The sequence below is a fragment of the Streptomyces sp. AM 2-1-1 genome, from assembly GCF_029167645.1.
Classification (GTDB): domain Bacteria; phylum Actinomycetota; class Actinomycetes; order Streptomycetales; family Streptomycetaceae; genus Streptomyces.
The window spans coordinates 5,061,129-5,078,951 of the sequence record NZ_CP119147.1 but is presented as its reverse complement, the minus strand read 5'-3'; the positions used below and the strand labels follow the sequence as shown (position 1 = coordinate 5,078,951).

General features: G+C 69.2%; 15 protein-coding genes. 7 read left to right on the top strand and 8 right to left on the bottom strand.

Annotated features, from left to right (window positions below; all coding sequences use genetic code 11):
• The first annotated feature begins 104 nt into the window (after positions 1–104).
• The 3 genes from PZB77_RS22155 to PZB77_RS22145 all read left to right on the top strand — a co-directional run bounded on the left by PZB77_RS22155 (position 105) and on the right by PZB77_RS22145 (position 2,819).
• Positions 105–728, top strand: coding sequence for a TetR family transcriptional regulator (locus PZB77_RS22155; protein ID WP_275494363.1), 624 nt, complete (start codon positions 105–107; stop codon positions 726–728).
• A 260-nt stretch (positions 729–988) separates the two neighbouring features.
• On the top strand, positions 989–1,972 hold the full coding sequence (locus tag PZB77_RS22150; RefSeq protein WP_275494362.1) for an aldo/keto reductase: 984 nt from the start codon (positions 989–991) through the stop codon (positions 1,970–1,972).
• 463 nt (positions 1,973–2,435) lie between these two features.
• On the top strand, positions 2,436–2,819 hold the full coding sequence (locus PZB77_RS22145; RefSeq protein ID WP_275494361.1) for a DUF1330 domain-containing protein: 384 nt from the start codon (positions 2,436–2,438) through the stop codon (positions 2,817–2,819).
• A 387-nt stretch (positions 2,820–3,206) separates the two neighbouring features.
• Here the strand turns inward: PZB77_RS22145 and PZB77_RS22140 are convergent, their stop codons facing one another.
• The 3 genes from PZB77_RS22140 to PZB77_RS22130 form a co-directional block, all read right to left on the bottom strand.
• Positions 3,207–3,500, bottom strand: coding sequence for an antibiotic biosynthesis monooxygenase family protein (locus tag PZB77_RS22140; protein ID WP_275494360.1), 294 nt, complete (start codon positions 3,498–3,500; stop codon positions 3,207–3,209).
• Positions 3,501–3,532: 32 nt separating this feature from the next.
• Positions 3,533–6,106, bottom strand: coding sequence for a GH32 C-terminal domain-containing protein (locus tag PZB77_RS22135; RefSeq protein ID WP_275494359.1), 2,574 nt, complete (start codon positions 6,104–6,106; stop codon positions 3,533–3,535).
• A 219-nt stretch (positions 6,107–6,325) separates the two neighbouring features.
• Complete coding sequence (locus tag PZB77_RS22130; protein ID WP_275494358.1) at positions 6,326–7,276, bottom strand: carbohydrate kinase; 951 nt, start codon at positions 7,274–7,276, stop codon at positions 6,326–6,328.
• Between the two features lie 246 nt (positions 7,277–7,522).
• Between PZB77_RS22130 and PZB77_RS22125 the strand changes: the two genes are divergently transcribed.
• The 4 genes from PZB77_RS22125 (at position 7,523) to PZB77_RS22110 (ending at position 11,590) form a co-directional block, all read left to right on the top strand.
• Positions 7,523–8,545 carry a sugar ABC transporter substrate-binding protein gene (locus tag PZB77_RS22125; protein WP_275494357.1) on the top strand — a complete coding sequence of 341 codons (1,023 nt, stop codon included), beginning with the start codon at positions 7,523–7,525 and terminating at the stop codon, positions 8,543–8,545.
• Positions 8,546–8,673: 128 nt separating this feature from the next.
• Positions 8,674–9,669 (top strand): ABC transporter permease, encoded by a 996-nt coding sequence (locus PZB77_RS22120; protein WP_275494356.1) that lies wholly within the window; start codon positions 8,674–8,676, stop codon positions 9,667–9,669.
• Positions 9,666–10,499, top strand: coding sequence for an ATP-binding cassette domain-containing protein (locus tag PZB77_RS22115; protein WP_275494355.1), 834 nt, complete (start codon positions 9,666–9,668; stop codon positions 10,497–10,499). Before PZB77_RS22120 ends, PZB77_RS22115 begins: the two co-directional genes overlap by 4 nt.
• Positions 10,500–10,573: 74 nt before the next feature.
• A complete protein-coding gene (locus PZB77_RS22110; RefSeq protein ID WP_275494354.1) occupies positions 10,574–11,590 on the top strand; it encodes a LacI family DNA-binding transcriptional regulator in 1,017 nt (338 codons plus the stop codon).
• A gap of 158 nt (positions 11,591–11,748) precedes the next feature.
• On the opposite strand, the gene PZB77_RS22105 is transcribed toward PZB77_RS22110, so the two are convergent.
• The 5 genes from PZB77_RS22105 to PZB77_RS22085 all read right to left on the bottom strand — a co-directional run bounded on the left by PZB77_RS22105 (position 11,749) and on the right by PZB77_RS22085 (position 17,653).
• Positions 11,749–13,218 carry a glycoside hydrolase family 32 protein gene (locus PZB77_RS22105; protein WP_275494353.1) on the bottom strand — a complete coding sequence of 490 codons (1,470 nt, stop codon included), beginning with the start codon at positions 13,216–13,218 and terminating at the stop codon, positions 11,749–11,751.
• Positions 13,219–13,294: 76 nt separating this feature from the next.
• Entirely contained in the window at positions 13,295–14,167 is an 873-nt protein-coding gene (locus PZB77_RS22100) for a carbohydrate ABC transporter permease (protein WP_275494352.1), read from the bottom strand.
• 1 nt (position 14,168) lies between these two features.
• The gene (locus tag PZB77_RS22095) at positions 14,169–15,095 is read right to left on the bottom strand and encodes a sugar ABC transporter permease (protein ID WP_275494351.1); all 927 of its coding nucleotides are present in this window, start codon (positions 15,093–15,095) and stop codon (positions 14,169–14,171) included.
• A gap of 75 nt (positions 15,096–15,170) precedes the next feature.
• Positions 15,171–16,472: an extracellular solute-binding protein gene (locus tag PZB77_RS22090; RefSeq protein WP_275494350.1), complete on the bottom strand. Its 1,302-nt coding sequence runs from the start codon at positions 16,470–16,472 to the stop codon at positions 15,171–15,173.
• A gap of 146 nt (positions 16,473–16,618) precedes the next feature.
• Positions 16,619–17,653, bottom strand: coding sequence for a LacI family DNA-binding transcriptional regulator (locus PZB77_RS22085; RefSeq protein ID WP_275494349.1), 1,035 nt, complete (start codon positions 17,651–17,653; stop codon positions 16,619–16,621).
• Positions 17,654–17,823: the final 170 nt, after the last annotated feature.

The window sequence follows — 17,823 nt, the reverse complement described above, 5'->3', positions numbered from 1 at the left end:
CGGAGCTCGCCGGGCCGTACGTCGCACCACCGTGCCGGGCCCGACCGGGGGGATCCGACCGCGGTGCCGGCGAACCGGACGGTTCGGTCATCTATCGTGGGCGCATGTCTCGTTCCGCCGTCTCCTGCACGACCTCGAACTCCTCCACCTCCGACACCCGGCAGCGGATCCTCACTGCGGCGAAGGAAGAGTTCGCCCGGTACGGCATCGCCGGCGCCCGAGTGGACCGCCTCGCCAAGCAGGCGCGGACCAGCAAGGAACGCGTCTACGCCTACTTCAGCAGCAAAGAGGCCCTCTACCAACACATCGCCGGGCGCGAGACGGCCGCGCTCGTCGAAGCCACGCGCATGGACCCGGCGGACCTGCCCGGTTACGCGGGCATCCTCTTCGACCACTTCACGGCCCACCCGGACCACTACCGGCTCATCACCTGGGGGCGCCTCGAGCTCGCCGCCGACGCCGACGCCGACAACGACACCAACGCCCCCCTGCGGACCACCATCGCCGGCAAGGTGGAACAGCTCCGCGACGCGCAGCGTGCCGGCCTGATCGATCCCGCCTGGGATCCGGTCGACGTGCTGGCCCTGATCAACCAGATCGCCACCACCTGGGCGGGCCAACCGGAGATCGGCGCCGCCGCGGCCGAGCTGGCCGCGGACACCTCCGTCGGGGCACGCCGCGCGGCCCTGGTCACCGCCGTCGAGCGCCTTTTCCCCCGCCCGGTCTGAGCACCGGGCCGCCGGACTCCGCACACTCGATCGCGCCTCGGCACTGCTCCTTCCTCAGCCCCGCGAGCCGGGCACCACCGCCGGAGGGAGCGCGGTACGGGTGCCCGCCCCCGTCAACGGCAGAACGCCGCCCCCCCTTTCCCAGCTTCCCAGCTGAGCTCCTCCGGCACGCCCGCCAACCAAACCGTTTGGTTTGGCTGCCCCCGATGGTCGCCCTAAGCTTCAAACCGAACGGTTTGGTTCAACATCAGGAGATCCTCATGCAGCACAGGACACTCGGCACCCAGGGTCTGACCGCCTCGGCGATCGGTTACGGCTCGATGGGCCTGACCATGGCCTACGGCCCCGGTGACGAGGAGGCGGGCATCGCCGCCATCCACCGCGCGCACGATCTGGGCGTCACCTTCTTCGACACGGCCGAGCTCTACGGCTACGGCACCGGGTCCAACGAGATCCTGGTCGGCAAGGCGGTCAGGGGCTTCCGCGACGAGGTGGTCCTGGCCACCAAGTTCGGCTTCGACCTGTCCGACCCGTCTCAGGGGTTCGGCCTGAACAGTCGCCCGGACAACATCCGCGAGGTCGCCGACAACAGCCTGCGCTACCTGGGCGTCGACCAGATCGACGTCTTCTACCAGCACCGGGTCGACCCGAACGTGCCGATCGAGGAGGTCGCGGGGACGGTGAAGGAGTTGATCGATGCGGGCAAGGTGAAGTACTTCGGCCTGAGCGAGGCCGGCCCGGAGACGATTCGCCGGGCGCACGCCGTCCAGCCGGTCTCGGTCCTGCAGACCGAGTACTCGCTCTTCGAGCGCGAAGTCGAGCAGCTCTTCCCCCTCCTCCGGGAACTCGGCATCGGCTTCGTTCCCTATTCGCCCCTCGGCCGCGGCTTCATCACCGGCACCGCGAAGCCCGCGGGACAGTACGACGCCACCGACATGCGCACCACCGACCCGCGCTGGCAGCCCGGCAACTTCGAGAAGAACCTCGAAGCCGTGGACCGGCTCGGCAAGCTGGCCACGGCCAAGGGCATCACCGTCTCCCAGCTCGCCCTGGCCTGGCTGCTCGCTCAGGGCGACCAGATCGTCCCGATCCCGGGCACCCGGAGCGCAGCCCGTATGGAGGAGAACGCCGGCGCCACCGACGTCGCCCTCACCGAGGCCGATCTCGCCGCGATCCGCGAGATCCTCCCGAACGGTGGATTCGGCGCCCGCTACGCCGAGGGGTACGTCCCCGACTGGGTTTGACCCCAGCACCGGCGGGCCCGCGAAAGCACCGGCGGACCCGCGAACCGGCCGACCGGTTCCGCCGCCCGACCAGCGGAGCCCGGCCGCCGTCACGGGCGGGTCGTGGTGTCTCGGGCCGCGAGGACGGCCGGGGCAGGACCGGTGCGGGCCCCGGCACCACCGGAAGACTGGTCACCGACGCGGTCGTGGACTCCTGCGACCTGGCCGTCGAACGCCTGCCCCGCCGCGATCGCCCCGTACCCGGTGAGGCCGCAAGTGCGCCTGAGTCGCTGAGCCTCCACGGTGCCAGTGCTCCGTGCGAGGCTCGCCGAGCCCGTACCCCTCCCCCTGCCTGCGCGGTGTGGTGCGGTCGTGGCGCGGACCGACTGGGCGGTATGCAGGGGCTCCGTTCTCTTCTATGCTCCTGACCGCGTCTCGGCCGCACGTCCGAGAGCCGCCTGTTTCCGACGATCGGGGAGAACACATGGCTGTCGATCCGCAGGGTTCCGATCTTGCACGCTTCACTGAAGAGGGCGGCGCCGATGGCCCCTTCGTCATGCTCAACCTGCTGCGTTTCGCCGTCGACGGCCGCGCACTGTACGGCGAGTACTCGCGGCGGGCCGGCGTCTTCCTGGCGCGGCACGGAGGGGAACTGCTGTACGCCGGCGACGGCAGCACCCCTCTCGTCGCGGAACAAGGGCAGTCCTGGGACGCGGTGCTGCTCGTCCGCTACCCCAGCCGTGCGGCGTTCAGCCGCATGGTGGCGGATCCCGAGTACCAGGAGATCACCGGTCTGCGCTCCCGCGCTCTCACCGAAGCCGTGCTCCAGCCCACCGAGCCCTGGACGGCGAGCGGTACGCCGCGGTGACCTCGCGGGGCACTGCGTCACCCTCACCCGTGTCCCCGACCGGGCCCCTCTCGGCCATGCCCCTCACCGTGCGGCCGCCTTCCGTGTGAACCGCTCTCCGCTCAGGACACGCGGGTTCAAGCAGCTCGCACGCGCCGAGGCCTTCTCAGCCTTCGCGTCCAGGGAAACCCACGTCGGCGGGGAGCCGACGTGGAAGCACGTGTTCCCCACCCGGCCCGACGGGTGATCCGCCACCCCACCGGTTCCGAGCCGCGCCGGCCGGCGAGCGGGTCGTCCGGCGGGGTGAGCAGCGAGCTCGCCCTCGCCCGGTCGTCCTGCGGATCCCGATCCCTGGAGGCGTGAGGACCGGCGGGCGTCGCACTCCGCGGGACAACATGTCGCAGGTCGTCAGGACTCGGGATCGAGAATGGTCAGGCGAGAGGCGCCCTCCTCGATCAGCGGGACGAGGGCCGTGTTGAAGGGGCCGGCATACTGAGCCGTGAGGTGGCGCTGGAAGGCGGCTTCGTCCCGGTACGTCTCGAGGATGAGGTAGGCACGAGGACTGGATGCCTTGGTGCAGACGTCGAAGGACAGGTTGCCGGCCTCCTCGCGCACCGTCCGGGCGTACTCCCGCAGCAGGTGTGCGACCTCCTCTTCCGCTCCTTCGCAGGCGGTGAACTCGGCGAGCAGGGTCCTCTTCACGTCCGTCCTTCCGCGGTCGGGGATCACTCGCGTCACTTCCGGGAGGACTTGAGGTGCCAGACGAGGTGCCAGACGCGGGCGTGGTCCAGCTTCACCGAGCCGTTCTCGGCGAAGACGTCCACTCCCTGGTGGGAGGGGTCGGGGAAGATCTGGTCCGTGATCACCGCTTCGCCGCTGCCGCCGAAGACCTCCACGGATGACCAGTCGACCAGGATCCGCAGCTTCACCTTGCCGTTCACGGGGTGCAGGGGCGCGCGCTGGACGCCGGAGAAGGTGTCGCTGAAGTCCGCGGTGCCGGAGCGGGTCCGGTCGACGTACAGCTCCTGCGTCGTCGTGTCGTATCCGACGACGGTTCCCTCTCCGTCGGCGCCGGTCCGCACCTTGATGCCGAACCGCCCGGCGTCCCTGAGGGAGAAGGTCGCCTCGATGTCGAGGGCCTTGCCCTTGGCGGCGCCGTGTCCGAGGGGCCGCGACGCGTTGGTCACCGTGGTGCCGGCCGAGACCACCGGGCGCCCCAGGCGCAGGGAGTTCAGGCTCTTCACCGGTTCGCTGGTCAGCTTGACCTCGCCGTCCACGGTGCGAAGGGCCATCTGGCGGGGGGTGCTCTGCGCGCTGCGCCAGGGGGAGGTCGGGAGGGAGCCGCTGTACTCCCAGTTGTTCATCCAGCCGATCATGTGCCGCTCGTCGCCCGGTGCGTCCTCCCAGGACACGGCCGCGTAGTAGTCCCTGCCGTAGTCGGCCCAGTCGGCACGCTGCAGGGCGGATCTGGCGGGCGTCGCCGCGGTGGTGAACCGGTCGGCCATGATCTGGCCCCAGCCGCCGGTGTTCATGTCGACGATCTGTATCCGCGCCCTCTTGCCGGCATAGGGGCGCATGTCGATGGAGGCCCAGTCCAGCGCCTCGCTGTCGGAGCCGGTTGCGCTGCCGACGACCTTGCCGTCGACGACCAGGTTGACGGCCGTCTCGCGCGAGACGGGCTGGGCCCGGGTGTCGGAGAGCACGATGTGGTCGAGGTTGATGTGACCCCAGCCGCCGGTGTTCTCGTCGACGATCTTGACCCGCGCCTTCGTGCCGATGAGGTCGCGGACGTCCCACGCGTCCCAGTTGAGGGCTTCGCCGTCATGTCCGGTGGCGCTGCGTACCACCTTGCCGTCGACGAGGAGTTCGACGGCGGTGGGCCCGGCCTGGCTCGCGGGATGGTTGCCGCCGCCGATGAGGAAGTTGACGTAGTTCTTGTCGATGGTGAATTCCGGCGAGGTGAGGCTGCCGGTCGCGGCGTCACCACTCAGGAACGAGTTGGCCAGCCCACTGCCGAGGAAGCCCGTGACCTCCTGCTGGCCGGCGTGGCTGCCGGTGGCCGGTGCGGTTCCGAAGGCGTCGCCCGTGATCGTCCAGTCGCCGTAGGTGCCGCCTTCGAAGTCGGCGAGGGCCGTCCCCTCCGGCACCGGTCCCCGTTCCTGCACGGTGCCCGCCTGGTGGGGGTGGCGTCCGCCGGCGATCTTGAAGTTGAGGTACGGGCTGTCGACGGTGAAGACCGGGGAGGAGAGGATGCCGGTGCCCGCGTCACCCGCGTGGAAGCTGTTGGCGAGACCCTTGCCGTCGAAGCCGCTGACGGCTCCCTGCCCGGTCAGCGCGCCGGCCGCCGGCCCTTGGCCGAATGCGGTGCCGGTAGCCGTCCACGTACCGAAGTCCGGGTCCTCGAAGTCCTGTACGACGGTGCCGGTGGGCGGAGTGTAGGAGCCCTTGTCGTCGGCGGTGAACTTCGTGCCGTCGAAATCACCGACGAAGTACTGGGCGCCCGACCCGCCGGCGATGCCGCCGGGGTTGATGTTGACGACCAGGACCCACTTGGTGTTCTTCTTGTCGCCGTCGACCGCGAGAGGGAACAGGTCGGGGCATTCCCACACGCCGCCCGTGGCCCCGGCCGGTCCGAACTCGCTGAGCAGGTCCCAGTCCTTGAGGTTCTTGGAGGAGTAGAACCGCACCTTGTGCTCGGTGGAGAGCGACACCGTCATCAGCCAGCTCCTGGTCGGCGCGTACCACTGGACCTTGGGGTCGCGGAACTCCTTGGAACCGATGTCGATGACCGGGTTGCCGTCGTACTTGGTGAACGTACGTCCGCGGTCGTTGCTGTAGGCGAGCGCCTGGGCCTGGACACCGGTGCTCTTGTCGTAGCTCGTGTAGATCGCCACCATGGGCGGGTTCTTCTTCGTTCCGAAGCCGGTGGTGTTGTTCCAGTCGATGACCGCGCTGCCGGAGAACACCATCTCCTCGTCGTCGTGGGAAAGGGCGAGCGGCAGTTCCTTCCAGTGCATGAGGTCGGTGCTCACCGCGTGCCCCCAGGACATGTCGCCCCAGGAGTTGCCGTTGGGGTTGTACTGGTAGAAGAGGTGGTACTCGCCCTTGTAGTACACCAGCCCGTTGGGGTCGTTCATCCAGTTCTTCTGGGGGGTGTAGTGGAACTGGGGCCGGTAGGCCTCGGTGTACGGACGGGTTCCGGAGGCAACGGCCTGCGGTGTCAACAGGGCGGCGGACAGAGCGCATACGGTCGCCGTCGCGGCGATCGTCCGCGCGCGGGCGTGCCGGGATACGCGTCGTGAGGTCATGGTGTCTCCTGGGCTGCGGCCGTTTCCACAACCGGGTGCTTCCCGGCGCGCGGACGGAACGAAAAGGGAGCCCCTGCCGACGCTGGGGGGACCACGTCGACGATGTGTCATCGTTGACTCATGTCATCGATGACACATCGGGTGGGGCCGATGATGGACGCATTCCGGCCGACGCGTCAACGGCCGGCGCACGATTTCCAGGCCCGACCGGAGCGCCCGTCACACGGTGAACTGCGGCAGCCGGCTTCGCCAAGGAGGGTTCGGGCCGGCGACCGAGCAGGTCAGAGCCGCGACATGGGCGGCGAAGAGACAGGATTCCGCCACCTCGCCCAGGCGGAGGCCGGACAGTCGCCCCCCGAGGAGCCCCCGCGCACCCAGATGGTGCAGCAGACCCGCCGTGAAGGAGTCACCGGCCCCGACCGTGTCGACGACCCGCGTCGCCACGGCCGGCACGTGCATCCGCTCGCCGTCCAGCGAGACGAGAGCTCCGTCGGCGCCCCGTGTGACGACGACGAGCCGCGCCCCGGCAGCGTGCCAGACGTCGCATGCCTGCTCCAGAGGCGTTCCCGGCAGAAGGAGGCCGAGGTCCTCCTCGCTCAGCCGCAGTATGTCCGCGAGATCGCACCAGCGCCGCAGTTTCGCGCGGTAGGTCTCGGGACGCACCAGCAGCGGCCGGACGTTGGGATCGATGCTGATGGTGGCCCGGGGCGCGGCCGCCGCCAGGAACTCCTCCACCGCCGCCGCCCCGGGCTCCCGGACCAGGGCGAGCGAACCCGTGTGCAGGCAGGCGGTGCCGGTCAGGTCCACACCGGCCAGTTCGGCGCTCGTCCACTGCCAGTCGGCCGTTCCCTGCGCATGGAAGGCGTATACGGCCTGCCCTTGGGCGTCCAGCTCCGCCACCGCCAGCGTGCTGGGCTCCGACGCCACGACAGCGTGTGACAGGTCCACCCCCGAAGCCTCCAGGTGCGCCCGGAACAGACGACCGAACACATCCCCGGACAGCCGCGCGACAAAGCCGGACGGCGTACCCAGGCGCGCCAGGGCCACGGCCGTGTTCGCCGGCCCACCCCCCGGCAGGACATGCAGGTCGAGCTCGTTGGGAGCGCTCGCGGGCCGGACGAACGCGTCCGCGACGCATTCGCCCAAGACGGTGATCTGACGCGGACTCATGGGCTGCTCTTCTCTGACGAACGGACGGGCGAGGCGAGTACGTCGTGACACGGGCGGTGCGACTACGGGTGAGCGCCGGCCGGAGGGCGTTGCCGATTTGTCACAGCGGCAAGGCATTGACGTGCCGGGGGACGGAGTCCATCATCCTCGACAAGCAGTGTCAACGATGACATAGGTCAACGATGACATCCGGGACGGCATGCTTCGATGCCGACCGAGCCGCACCCGATCCCGCAGGAGCCGTTCATGCCTCGCACCATTCGTCCGACCCCCTCCCTGATCAGGACCGCCGCATGCCTGGGTATCGCGGCTCTCACCCTGACGGCCTGCGGATCCGGTTCCGGATCGGATTCCGGGGGCGACAGCTCGGGCAGCGTCAAGGTCGGTCTGATCACCAAGACCGACACCAATCCGTTCTTCGTGAAGATGAAGGAGGGTGCGGAGAAGGCCGCCAAGGACAGCGGTGCCCAACTGATCACCTCCGCGGGCAAGTTCGACGGGGACAACGCCGGCCAGGTCACCGCGATCGAGAACATGGTCGCCGCAGGTGTGAAGGGAATCCTGATCACCCCCAGCGACTCCAAGGCGATCGTGCCCGCCCTGGAGAAGGCCCGTGCCAAGGGGATTCTGGTCATCGCCCTGGACTCCCCGACCGACCCCCGAAGCGCGGTCGACGCCCTGTTCGCCACCGACAACCTCCGGGCCGGAGAGCTGATCGGCGCCTACGCCAAAGCCTCGATGAAGGGCAGGACGGCCAAGATCGCCACCCTCGACCTGGCCCCGGGCGTCGCTGTCGGCGTCCAGCGGCACGACGGCTTCCTCAAGGGCTTCGGCATCGGCGAGAAGGACCCGGCGATCGTCTGTTCCCAGGACACCGGCGGCGACCAGGCGAAGGGCCAGACCGCCATGGAGAACTGCCTGCAGAAGGCGCCCGACATCAACGTCGTCTACACCATCAACGAGCCGGCCGCGCTCGGCGCGTACACCGCGCTGAGGGCCAAGGGCAGGGAGAAGGACGTCCTGATCGTCTCGGTCGACGGCGGCTGCACCGGGACCCGGGCGGTCAAGGACGGGAAGATCGCCGCCACCTCGCAGCAGTACCCGCTGAGGATGGCCGCCGAAGGCGTCGGGGCCGTCGTGAAGTTCGCCGAGAACGGCAAGAAGGCGACCGGTTACACCGACACCGGCGTCAGCCTGATCACCGACAAGGCACAGGCAGGGGCCGCGTCCAAGGACACCGCCTACGGCCTGGACAACTGCTGGGGCTGAGTCGCCCCGCGCCCGAGCAGCCGCCGTCCCGAACCCGTTGGCGGGGTGGCCGGACCTCCCGCGACCGGGGACGGCCGCCCCCGTCCGTCCTCCCCCGAGGACCTCCGCTTTTCCGACAAGGACTTCGCATGACAGCCACCACCGCGCCGTACGCCGAGCTCAAAACGCCGACCACGGCCCGCAGACTCCTCACCGCGCCGACCACCGGTCCTCTGGCCGCCCTCCTCCTCGCCTGCGTGTTCTTCTCCCTGTCGACGGACCAGTTCCTCACGGGCGGGAACTTCTCGCTGATCGTGCAGCAGGTCATGGTCGTCGGCACCCTCGCCATCGGCCAGACCCTGATCATCCTCACGGCCGGCATCGACCTCTCGTGCGGTGCCGTGATGGCCTTCGGGAGCATCGTCATCGCCAAGATGGCGGCCGAGGGCACCCTGCCCCCGCTCGCCGCCATCACCATGGGCCTGGTCGTCTGCGGCGGCTTCGGGCTTCTCAACGGGCTTCTGGTCCAGAAGATCCCGCTGCCGCCGTTCATCGTGACGCTCGGCATGCTCAACGTGGCGTTCGCCCTGACACACATCTACTCCGAAGAGCAGACCGTCACCAGCCTGCCCGGCCCGCTGACCGCCCTAGGAGAGACCTTCCCGCTCGGCAACACGGACATCACCTACGGCTCGCTGCTCACCATCGTCCTCTTCCTCCTCCTGGCCTATGCGCTCAGCAGCACCGGATGGGGACGGCACGTCTACGCCCTGGGCAACAGCCAGGAAGCCGCGCGCCTCAACGGCATCCGCACCTCCCGCCTGACCATCGGCATCTACACCGTGGCCGGCGTGCTGTACGGCCTTGCCGCCCTGCTGCTCATCTCCCGCACCGGGGTGGGAGACCCGCAGGCGGGACAGACCGAGAACCTCGACAGCATCACCGCCGTGGTCCTCGGTGGTACCAGCCTCTTCGGCGGACGCGGTTCGGTCCTGGGCACCTTCATCGGCGTCCTCATCGTCGGTGTCTTCCGCAACGGCCTCCAACTGATGGGTGTGGCCTCCATCTACCAGACCCTGATCACCGGGATCCTCGTGATCCTCGCGGTGACCGTCGACCAGATGTCCCGGAGGAAGTCCCGATGACCACCACCACTCCCACCCCTGTTCTCCAGGCCCGCGGCCTGGTCAAGCGCTACGGGCAGGTCACCGCCATCGACGGCGCCGACTTCGACCTGATGCCCGGGGAGGTCCTCGCGGTCATCGGCGACAACGGAGCCGGCAAGACCAGCCTGATCAAGGCCCTCACCGGTGCGGTGGCACCGGACGCGGGCGAGATCCGCCTCAACGGCGAGCTCATCCGGTTCACGGGGCCGCAGAGCGCGCGCGTCCACGGCATCGAGACCGTCTACCAGGACCTGGCGGTGGCCGCCTCGATGGACATCGCCTCGAACATGTTCCTCGGACGTGAACTGCGCCGGCCGGGCTTCCTCGGCAGTGCCCTGCGCATGCTGGACAAGAAGCGCATGCGCCAGGAGGCCGCGGAGCACATGGCCGACCTGAAGATCGGGCTGCGGTCGCTCACGCAGGCGGTCGAGACCCTCTCCGGCGGGCAGCGGCAAGCCGTGGCCGTCGCGCGTTCCGTAGCCTGGGCGCGCAGCGTGGTCGTCATGGACGAGCCCACCGCGGCCCTCGGCGTCAAGGAATCGGGGCAGGTACTCGACCTCATCCGTCGGGTCCGCGACAAGGGCATGCCCGTGGTCCTGATCAGCCACAACATGCCGCACGTCTTCGAGATCGCCGACCGGATCCATGTCCACCGGCTGGGCCGTCGCGCTGCCGTGATCAAGCCCTCCGACCACAGCATGGCCGAAGTCGTCGCCATCATGACCGGCGCGCTGACCCTGGACGGGGCCGGAGGTACTGTCGTAGCGGATTCCGGGGCCGCAAGGGCAGCGGGAGTCCAGGCCACCTGACACCCGACGAAACCCTCACAGGTTCCGGCCGAGGCCGCGGCCGGAACCGACGAGCACAGGGAGACCCCCGCTCCATGGCAGCGAACCGCCGCCCCACCCTGGCCGACGTCGCCCGAGAAGTGGGCGTCAGCGCCAAGACGGTTTCGCGGGTGCTCAACGAGGACGGCCCCGCGTCGGCCCGGACCAGGGAACAGGTCCTCGCCGCCGTGGCCAAACTCGGTTTCCAGCCGAACCTCATGGCCCGCAACATCCGTGTCGGAGGCCCCGACACGACGATCGGGCTCGTCGTGCCCGACCTCGGGAACCCCTTCTTCGGGGCGGTGGCCGGCGGCATCGAGGATGTCGTACGGGCCCGCGGCCTGACCCTGCTCATGGGCTCCTCCGCGGACGAACCCGCGCGCGAACGGGGACTGACCGACACGTTCCTCGCCCGTCGCATCAGCATCCTGATGGTGATCCCGTCCGTCGGCTCCGACCACTCCCACCTGCGGAGCCATCGGAGCACAGGGCTGCCCGTCGTCTTCGTCGACCGGCCGGGAGCCGGGCTGACCACGGACAGCGTCGTCAGTTCCAACCTCGCGGGCGCACACGAGGGGGTCGCACACCTGATCGCCCACGGCCACCGACGCATCGGTTTCGTCGGCGACCTCCCCACCAACCTCTACACCCGCCGTGAACGCCTGGCCGGTTACCGTTCGGCCCTGGCCGAGGCCGGCCTCGCCCACGACCGCGCGCTGGTCGTCAACGCCCACGACCAGCGCGCGGCTTCCGTCTGCACCTCCCGGCTCCTGGAGTCGGCGAGTCCGCCCACCGCTCTGTTCGCCGGCAACAACATCGTCGCGCTGGGGGTGGTCGCCGAACTGGCCCGCATCAGGCGGAAAGACGTCGCCGTGGTCGCCTTCGACGACGTACCACTCGCCGAAGCTCTCGAACCCGCCCTGACCGTCGTGGCCCAGGACCCCGAAGAGATCGGCCGGAAGGCAGCGGACACCGCCTTGGCACGCCTGGACGGCGACCGTTCCCGCGCCCGCACCATCACCGTCCCCACCCGGCTGATCGTCCGGGGATCGGGAGAACTCACCGCTCCGTAGGTGCGGAAGGACCAGGACGGTGCGTGCCGACACGCCTGTCCGCCCGGACCCCGCCACGTCGACGACCTTCGTCGTGGCTGCCGCGGCGTCAGGGCGCCGAGGAGCGGCGGAGACGGCCGTGAGCAGGTCCGGTCAGGCGCACCCGGTCAGGCGGGGAGTCAGTCGGCCGACGCCCGTCCCCGGCCCGTGAGGGTCGGCTCCCGCGGGGCATCCGCCCGAGTCAGGTCCCAGGCCTCGACCGCGAACTCACTGCGCAGGGTGCCCGTCGTACGGGCTTCGAGCCGCCACGGCCCTTCCCCCAGTGGATAGAACCGCAGTGTGAGGACCTGTTCGTCGGCCAGGTAGATCTCGGCTATCGAGCGGTCCACGATCACGCGGAGGCCGACGGCGCTGCCGCGGCGTCGCATGGCGGGGAAGGGCAGGGCGTACGAGCCTCCCCGGGCTCGCGTGTCGAGCGAGGCGTGACTGCGGTCGACGGTGAGTTGCCCGGCCGCGGGATCGAGACGGATGTCGAGGTACTCGGAACCATCTGCCGAGGTGACCAGGCGCAGCCCGCTCGTACCCGTGGGGTCGGGTATCAGGGCGGCGGTGAGGTCGAAGGTGGAGCTCACCTCACCGAGCTCGGCCGGCTCGGCCCGCGTGACGTGTCCGGTGCGGTGCAGCGTGCGGGCGCCGCGCAGGGCCAGCAGTTCGCGGGCAGGGCGTTGGGTGACCGTTCCGTCAGCCGTCAGGCCCACTTCGCGGGGAAGGGTGAGGACGCCTGCCCAGCCGGCTTCGTGCGCCCAGCCGTCGTCGCGGGCCTCCCAGGCCCAGCCCCACATCAGCCATCGGTCCTCCCCCGGGGCCTTCAGCAAGGCGGGAGCGTAGATGTCGGGGCCGTGGTCCAGCGGCACGGGGGAGGCAGCCGGTGCGAAGCGGCCGTTCTCTTCGTGGCCGGTGTGGACGGTGGTGCGGCTGGGGCCGTTCAGCGGGGTCCAGTCGCTGACGATCAGGACGCTCCGGTCGCCGAAGGTCGCGTACTGGGGGCATTCCCAGCCGATCGGGGCGCCGTCGGACGCGGTGTCGCTGGTGTGGAAGGGGCCGAGGTACGTCCAGTGCTCCAGGTCGTCGGACTCGTACAGCAGCGCTGCGGCGCGGCCGTCCTCGAGGGCGGATCCGACCAGCATCCGCCATCGGCCGTCCTGCCACCAGACGTAGGGGTCCCGGTACATGGTGGTGCCGGCGGGCGGTTCGGGGATGAGCGGTTCCGGGCGCTTGGCCCAGCTGCGGCCGCCGTCGTACGACTCGGCGGTGGTGACGGGTTGCCACCAGCGGTCGTTGCGGTGGGCGGAGTAGAAGGCCACCATGTGGTCACCGACGGAGATCGCGTTGCCCGAGTAGCAGCCGTCGGCGTCATGGCCGCCGGGGGTGGGGGTGAGGGCGACGGGGAGGGGCTCCCAGTTGATCAGGTCAGGGCTGCGGAAGTGGCCCCAGTGCACGTTCGAGTGCTGCGGGCCGTGCGGGTTGTACTGGAAGAACACGTGGTAGTGCCCGTCGTGGAAGACCAGCCCGTTGGGGTCGTTGATCCAGTGGCGGGGCGGTCGCAGATGGAGGGCGGGGAGGTGGGGGTCTGCAGGCAGCGCGGACACACAGGGCCTTTCTCGGGGTGCACGAAGCACACGGAAGTCACCAGGAGGAGGGCGAGCGGCACGGTGGTGCCGCGGGTCAGCCCTTGACGCCGCTGGAGGCGATGCTGTTGACGAAGGAGCGCTGGAACGCCACGAAGAGCGCCAGGATCGGCACGGTGATCATGGAGGAGTACGCCATGATCTGGCCCCAGCCCACGTTCAGCTGGAAGAAGTAGGAGATGCCCACCATCACCGGCCGCAGTTCTTCGCTCTGCACGACCATCAATGGCCACAGGTAGGAGTTCCAGGCCGGGAGGAAGGTCAGGATCGCGACGGTGGCGACGGCCGGCCCGGACAACGGCATGACGATGCGGCGGTAGATGGTGAACCAGCCGGCCCCGTCCACGATGGCCGCCTCGTCCAGCTCCTTGGGGATGCTCCGGAAGTACTGGTGGAAGAAGAAGACCGAGAAGGCGTTGGCGACGAACGGCAGGATCTGCACCTGGTAGGTGTCCATCCAGCCGGTGTTCCACTCCAGGTGGAAGCCGTTGACGCTCAGCAGCGGAAGCTGGTTGACCCACCACACCAGGGGCAGGGCGAAGGTCTCGAACGGCACGATGAGGGTGGCGATGACCGCGGTCAGGACGAGCTTCCGGCCGGGCCACCGCATACGTGACAGGGCGAACGCGGCCAGGCTGTTGACGACGATGCCGAGCACCACGGTGATCGAGGAGATCAGCACGGAGTTCAGCAGGAACCGGGCCGCCGGGACGCGCTCGAACACCGCTGTGTAGTTGTCCAGCGACAGGGCGCCGACCGGCAGGAAGGCGCGCGGGGAGTCCAGGTCACCGAAGATCTGGTCGTCCGGCTTGAACGACGAGACGAGCATGAAGACGAGCGGGAGCGCGAAGACCAGGGCCAGGACGATGCGGCCGGTGTGACCGCCGAGGTGCTTGAGGAAGGTGGTCATGTCAGTCCTTCTCCCGGGTCAGGAAGCGCTGGACGAGGGAGACGCTCAGTACGAGCACGAAGAAGACCAGCGAGACGGCAGCCGCGTAGGCGGTCTGCTGCTGGTCGTAGCCGGTGTGCACCGCCTGGTACACGACGGTGGTGGTGGAGTCGAGGGGGCCGCCCTGCGTCATCACCCTGATCTGGGTGAAGAGGCTGAAGGCCGCGATCGTGATGGTGACGAGCACGAACGTGCGAGTGGCGCGCAGTCCCGGCCAGGTCACGTGGCGGAAGCGGTCCCAGCGGGTGGCTCCGTCGAGATCCGCGGCCTCGTACAGCTCGGCGGGGATGGTCTGCAGCCCGGCCAGCCAGATGACCATGTGGAAGCCGACGCCCTGCCACACCGACATCAGGATGATGGCGGGCATCGCGGTGGCCGGGTCGCCCAGCCAGTCGGGTCCCTCGGCGTGACCGAGGGTGAGCGTGGAGATGACGTGGTTGACCAGGCCGTCTTCCCGGTAGAGGAAGGTCCACAGGAGGGACACCACGACCATCGAGGTGACGACCGGCAGGAAGTACACGGTACGGAAGAAGTTGATGCCCCGTACCTTGGTGTTGACCAGCAGGGCCAGCACCAGGGCGAGTCCGGCCTGCAGCGGCACGACGACAGCGGCGAAGTACGCCGTGTTGCGCAGGGACTTGTAGAACGTCGGGTCCTGGAAGAGCAGGGTGAAGTTCCTCAGACCCACGAAGCGGGCTGGGGTGGGCGAGACGAGCCTCGCGTCGGTGAACGCCAGGGTGAAGGCCAGAGCGACCGGCACGACGAGGAAGACGATCAGTAGCACGACGGCCGGGGTGGCCATGCCGAAGGCGGTCAGGCTCTCACGGCGACGGGCGTTGGTCGTTCGGGTTCGCCGGACCGGACGCAGCCGCTCCCGGGCTGCGATCATGGTGGGCACGGTATCTGTCTCCAGAGGATCGGTCCGGCTCGGACCGCGGGTCGCGCCCGAACCGGACCGGGCAGGTCAGTCGGAGTAGTAGTCGTTCGTCTTCAGGTTGCTGTCGATGTCCTTCGCGGCCTGGCCGAGAGCCTTCTTCGGGTCCGCGCCGGCCAGGATGTCCTTGGCCGCCTTCTCGAACTCGGTGGAGATGTAGGGATAGGCCGGGGTGGCGGGCCGCACCGTCGCGTACTCACGCGCGAAGTCGACCAGGACGTCGAACGTGCCGCCGGGCTGGTAGTCCTCGATCTCGCGCGCCGCGGCGTCGGTGGCCGGGATGGTGCTGGTGGCCCTGGCGTACTCGACGAAGTACTTGTTCTGGCGGGAGAACTTCAGCCACTCCTGTGCGCCGGCCTTGTTGGAGCAGGTGGAGCTCATGGCCCACTGCCAGGACGCACCACCGATCTTGGGCCCGGTGCCGAAGTCGACCGGGGGGATGATCGCCAGGTCGTCACCGAGCTTCTCGGCGTTCTTTGCCGCGTTCCAGCTGCCGTCCCACTGGATGGCGCTCTTGCCGGCCAGGAAGTCCTTGTTGGGGTCGGCTCCGGACTTCTTCGCCATGTAGCCCTTGGTCACCAGCGACTGGAACCAGGTGGCCCACTGCACGGCGCTCTCGCCGTCGAGGGTGCCCGAGGCCTTCTCGTAGTCGCGGCGGTCGACCAGGTCCCCGCCGAAGCTCTGCAGCTGCGGCGAGTAGCCGTAGGACCACCACTCGCCGGTGCCGCCGGTGCCCATCTCCAGCGGGTACTCGAACTCGCCGCTCTTCTTCAGCTTGGCGAGCGCCGTGTCGAACTCGTCCTTCTGCCACGGCTTCCCCATGGTGGGAACACGGATGCCGTGGGACTCCAGCACCGACTTGCGGGCGAAGAAGGCCAGCGAGACGTCGTAGAAGCCGAACGCGTAGAGCTTGTCCTCGTACTTCCCGACGGTGCTGGCCAGCTGGGCGAGCAGGGGCACCTCGCTGCCGGAGACGTCGATCGGGTCCAGGTAGCCTCCCCACGCCCAGTTCGCCACGTTCGGGCCGTCCACGTCGAGCAGGCAGGGCAGCTTCCGGGCGGAGGCTGCCGCCACGACCGAGTTGTTGTAGTCGCTCTGCGGGAACGCCTGGAGCTTGACCTCGTACGTGTCCTGAGAGCCGTTGAAGTCCTTGATGATCTTCTTGACGACGTCGAGTTCCACCGAGTTGCCGGCGTTGTGCGTCCACAGGGTCAGCGTGTCGCCGTTGGCACCGGACGTGCCCGCGCTCCCGGACGTGCATCCGGCGACCAGCGCGGTCGCCGCCGTGACGGCTACACTCGCAGCAGCGAGGCGTCGTGTTCTGAACAGCATGAGGTTCCTCCATCTCACTGAGACGGGCCTTGCAGGGCCCGCCCTCGGCGACCGGTTGCGACGGTCGCTGTTCTTGGTGGCCGTCCCGTCCCCCGCCCCAAAATCGTCGGTGCGGGCGGCGGGACGGCTGTCTTTCGGTGCCGGTATCAGCCGCTGGTGGGCGCGGCGAGGGAGGCACGGCTTTGAAGAGGCATCGGCACGCGGTGCACGAGTGCTTCGAGCGGACCCGTCCGGAGGATCAACTCCATGGCGAGGTGCCCGAGCTGGTAGTGCGGCAGCCGAAGCGTGGTGAGCGCCGGACGCAGGACGGAGGCGATGTCCTGGTCGTCGAACGAGATGACCGACACGTCACCGGGCACGGAGAGACCTGCCTCACCGAGGGCCTGGTAGGCGCCGAGGGACACCCGGTCGGCCAGACACACCAGGGCGCGGGGCCTGTGGCCCGCCGCCAGCAGGGCGGTCACCTCGCGGTAGCCGTCGAGCGTGTCCCAGTCGCACTCGACGACACCGTCCAGGCGTGCGCCGCCCTCCCGGAGGACTTCCTCCAGACCGCGCATACGCTCGTTGCCGGCGACGATCCCCTCCGGGGTGGCCGGCACGGCCTGATGACCGCCGATCGCCCAGATGGCCTCGGTGTGACCGGCCGCGATCAGGGCCCGGGCCGCGTCCCGTCCGGCCTCGAACTCGTCGGGGACCACGGAAGGCGCGTCGAAGCCGGGGGCCAGACAGTTCAGCAGGACCACTCGGCGCCCGAACAGCTCCTTGGGCGGGGTCACGTACCGGGTGAACATGGATGCGTAGATCACCGCGTCGACCTGGCGGTCCAGCAGGGCGTGGACGAGTGAGGACTCGGCGGCACGGTCGCCGCCGGCCTCGGTGATGAACAGCAGGTGGTCCCGTTCCCGGGCGGCCTCCATGGCGCCGCGGATCACGTCACCGGCGAACGGCGTGGTGGTGATCTGATCCGACACGAGCCCGATGGTCTGGGTGGACTTCGTCCGCAGGCTGCGGGCGGTGACGTTCGGGCGGTAGCCCAGCTCCCGAGCCGCTCGAAGCACACGTTCGCGGGAGGCGTCGGAGATGCGCATGTCGGTCCGGCCGGACAGGGCGAACGACGCGGTCGTCGGCGAGACGCCCGCCTTGCGGGCGACGTCGGCCATGGTCACGCGGCGCTCGGACATCAGAGGATCAGCCCCGTTAAGCTAAATCGGATTAGCAAGGTGTGACGAGATTGCGGCACCCGTCATGCGCTGTCAACACCCCGGACATCTCGCCTGCGTAACGGCGCCCTTATGCGCCTTTTGCGGGCCCGGGAGGGGTGTGGAATCGAAATCCGTGTGCGTTAGCCCTT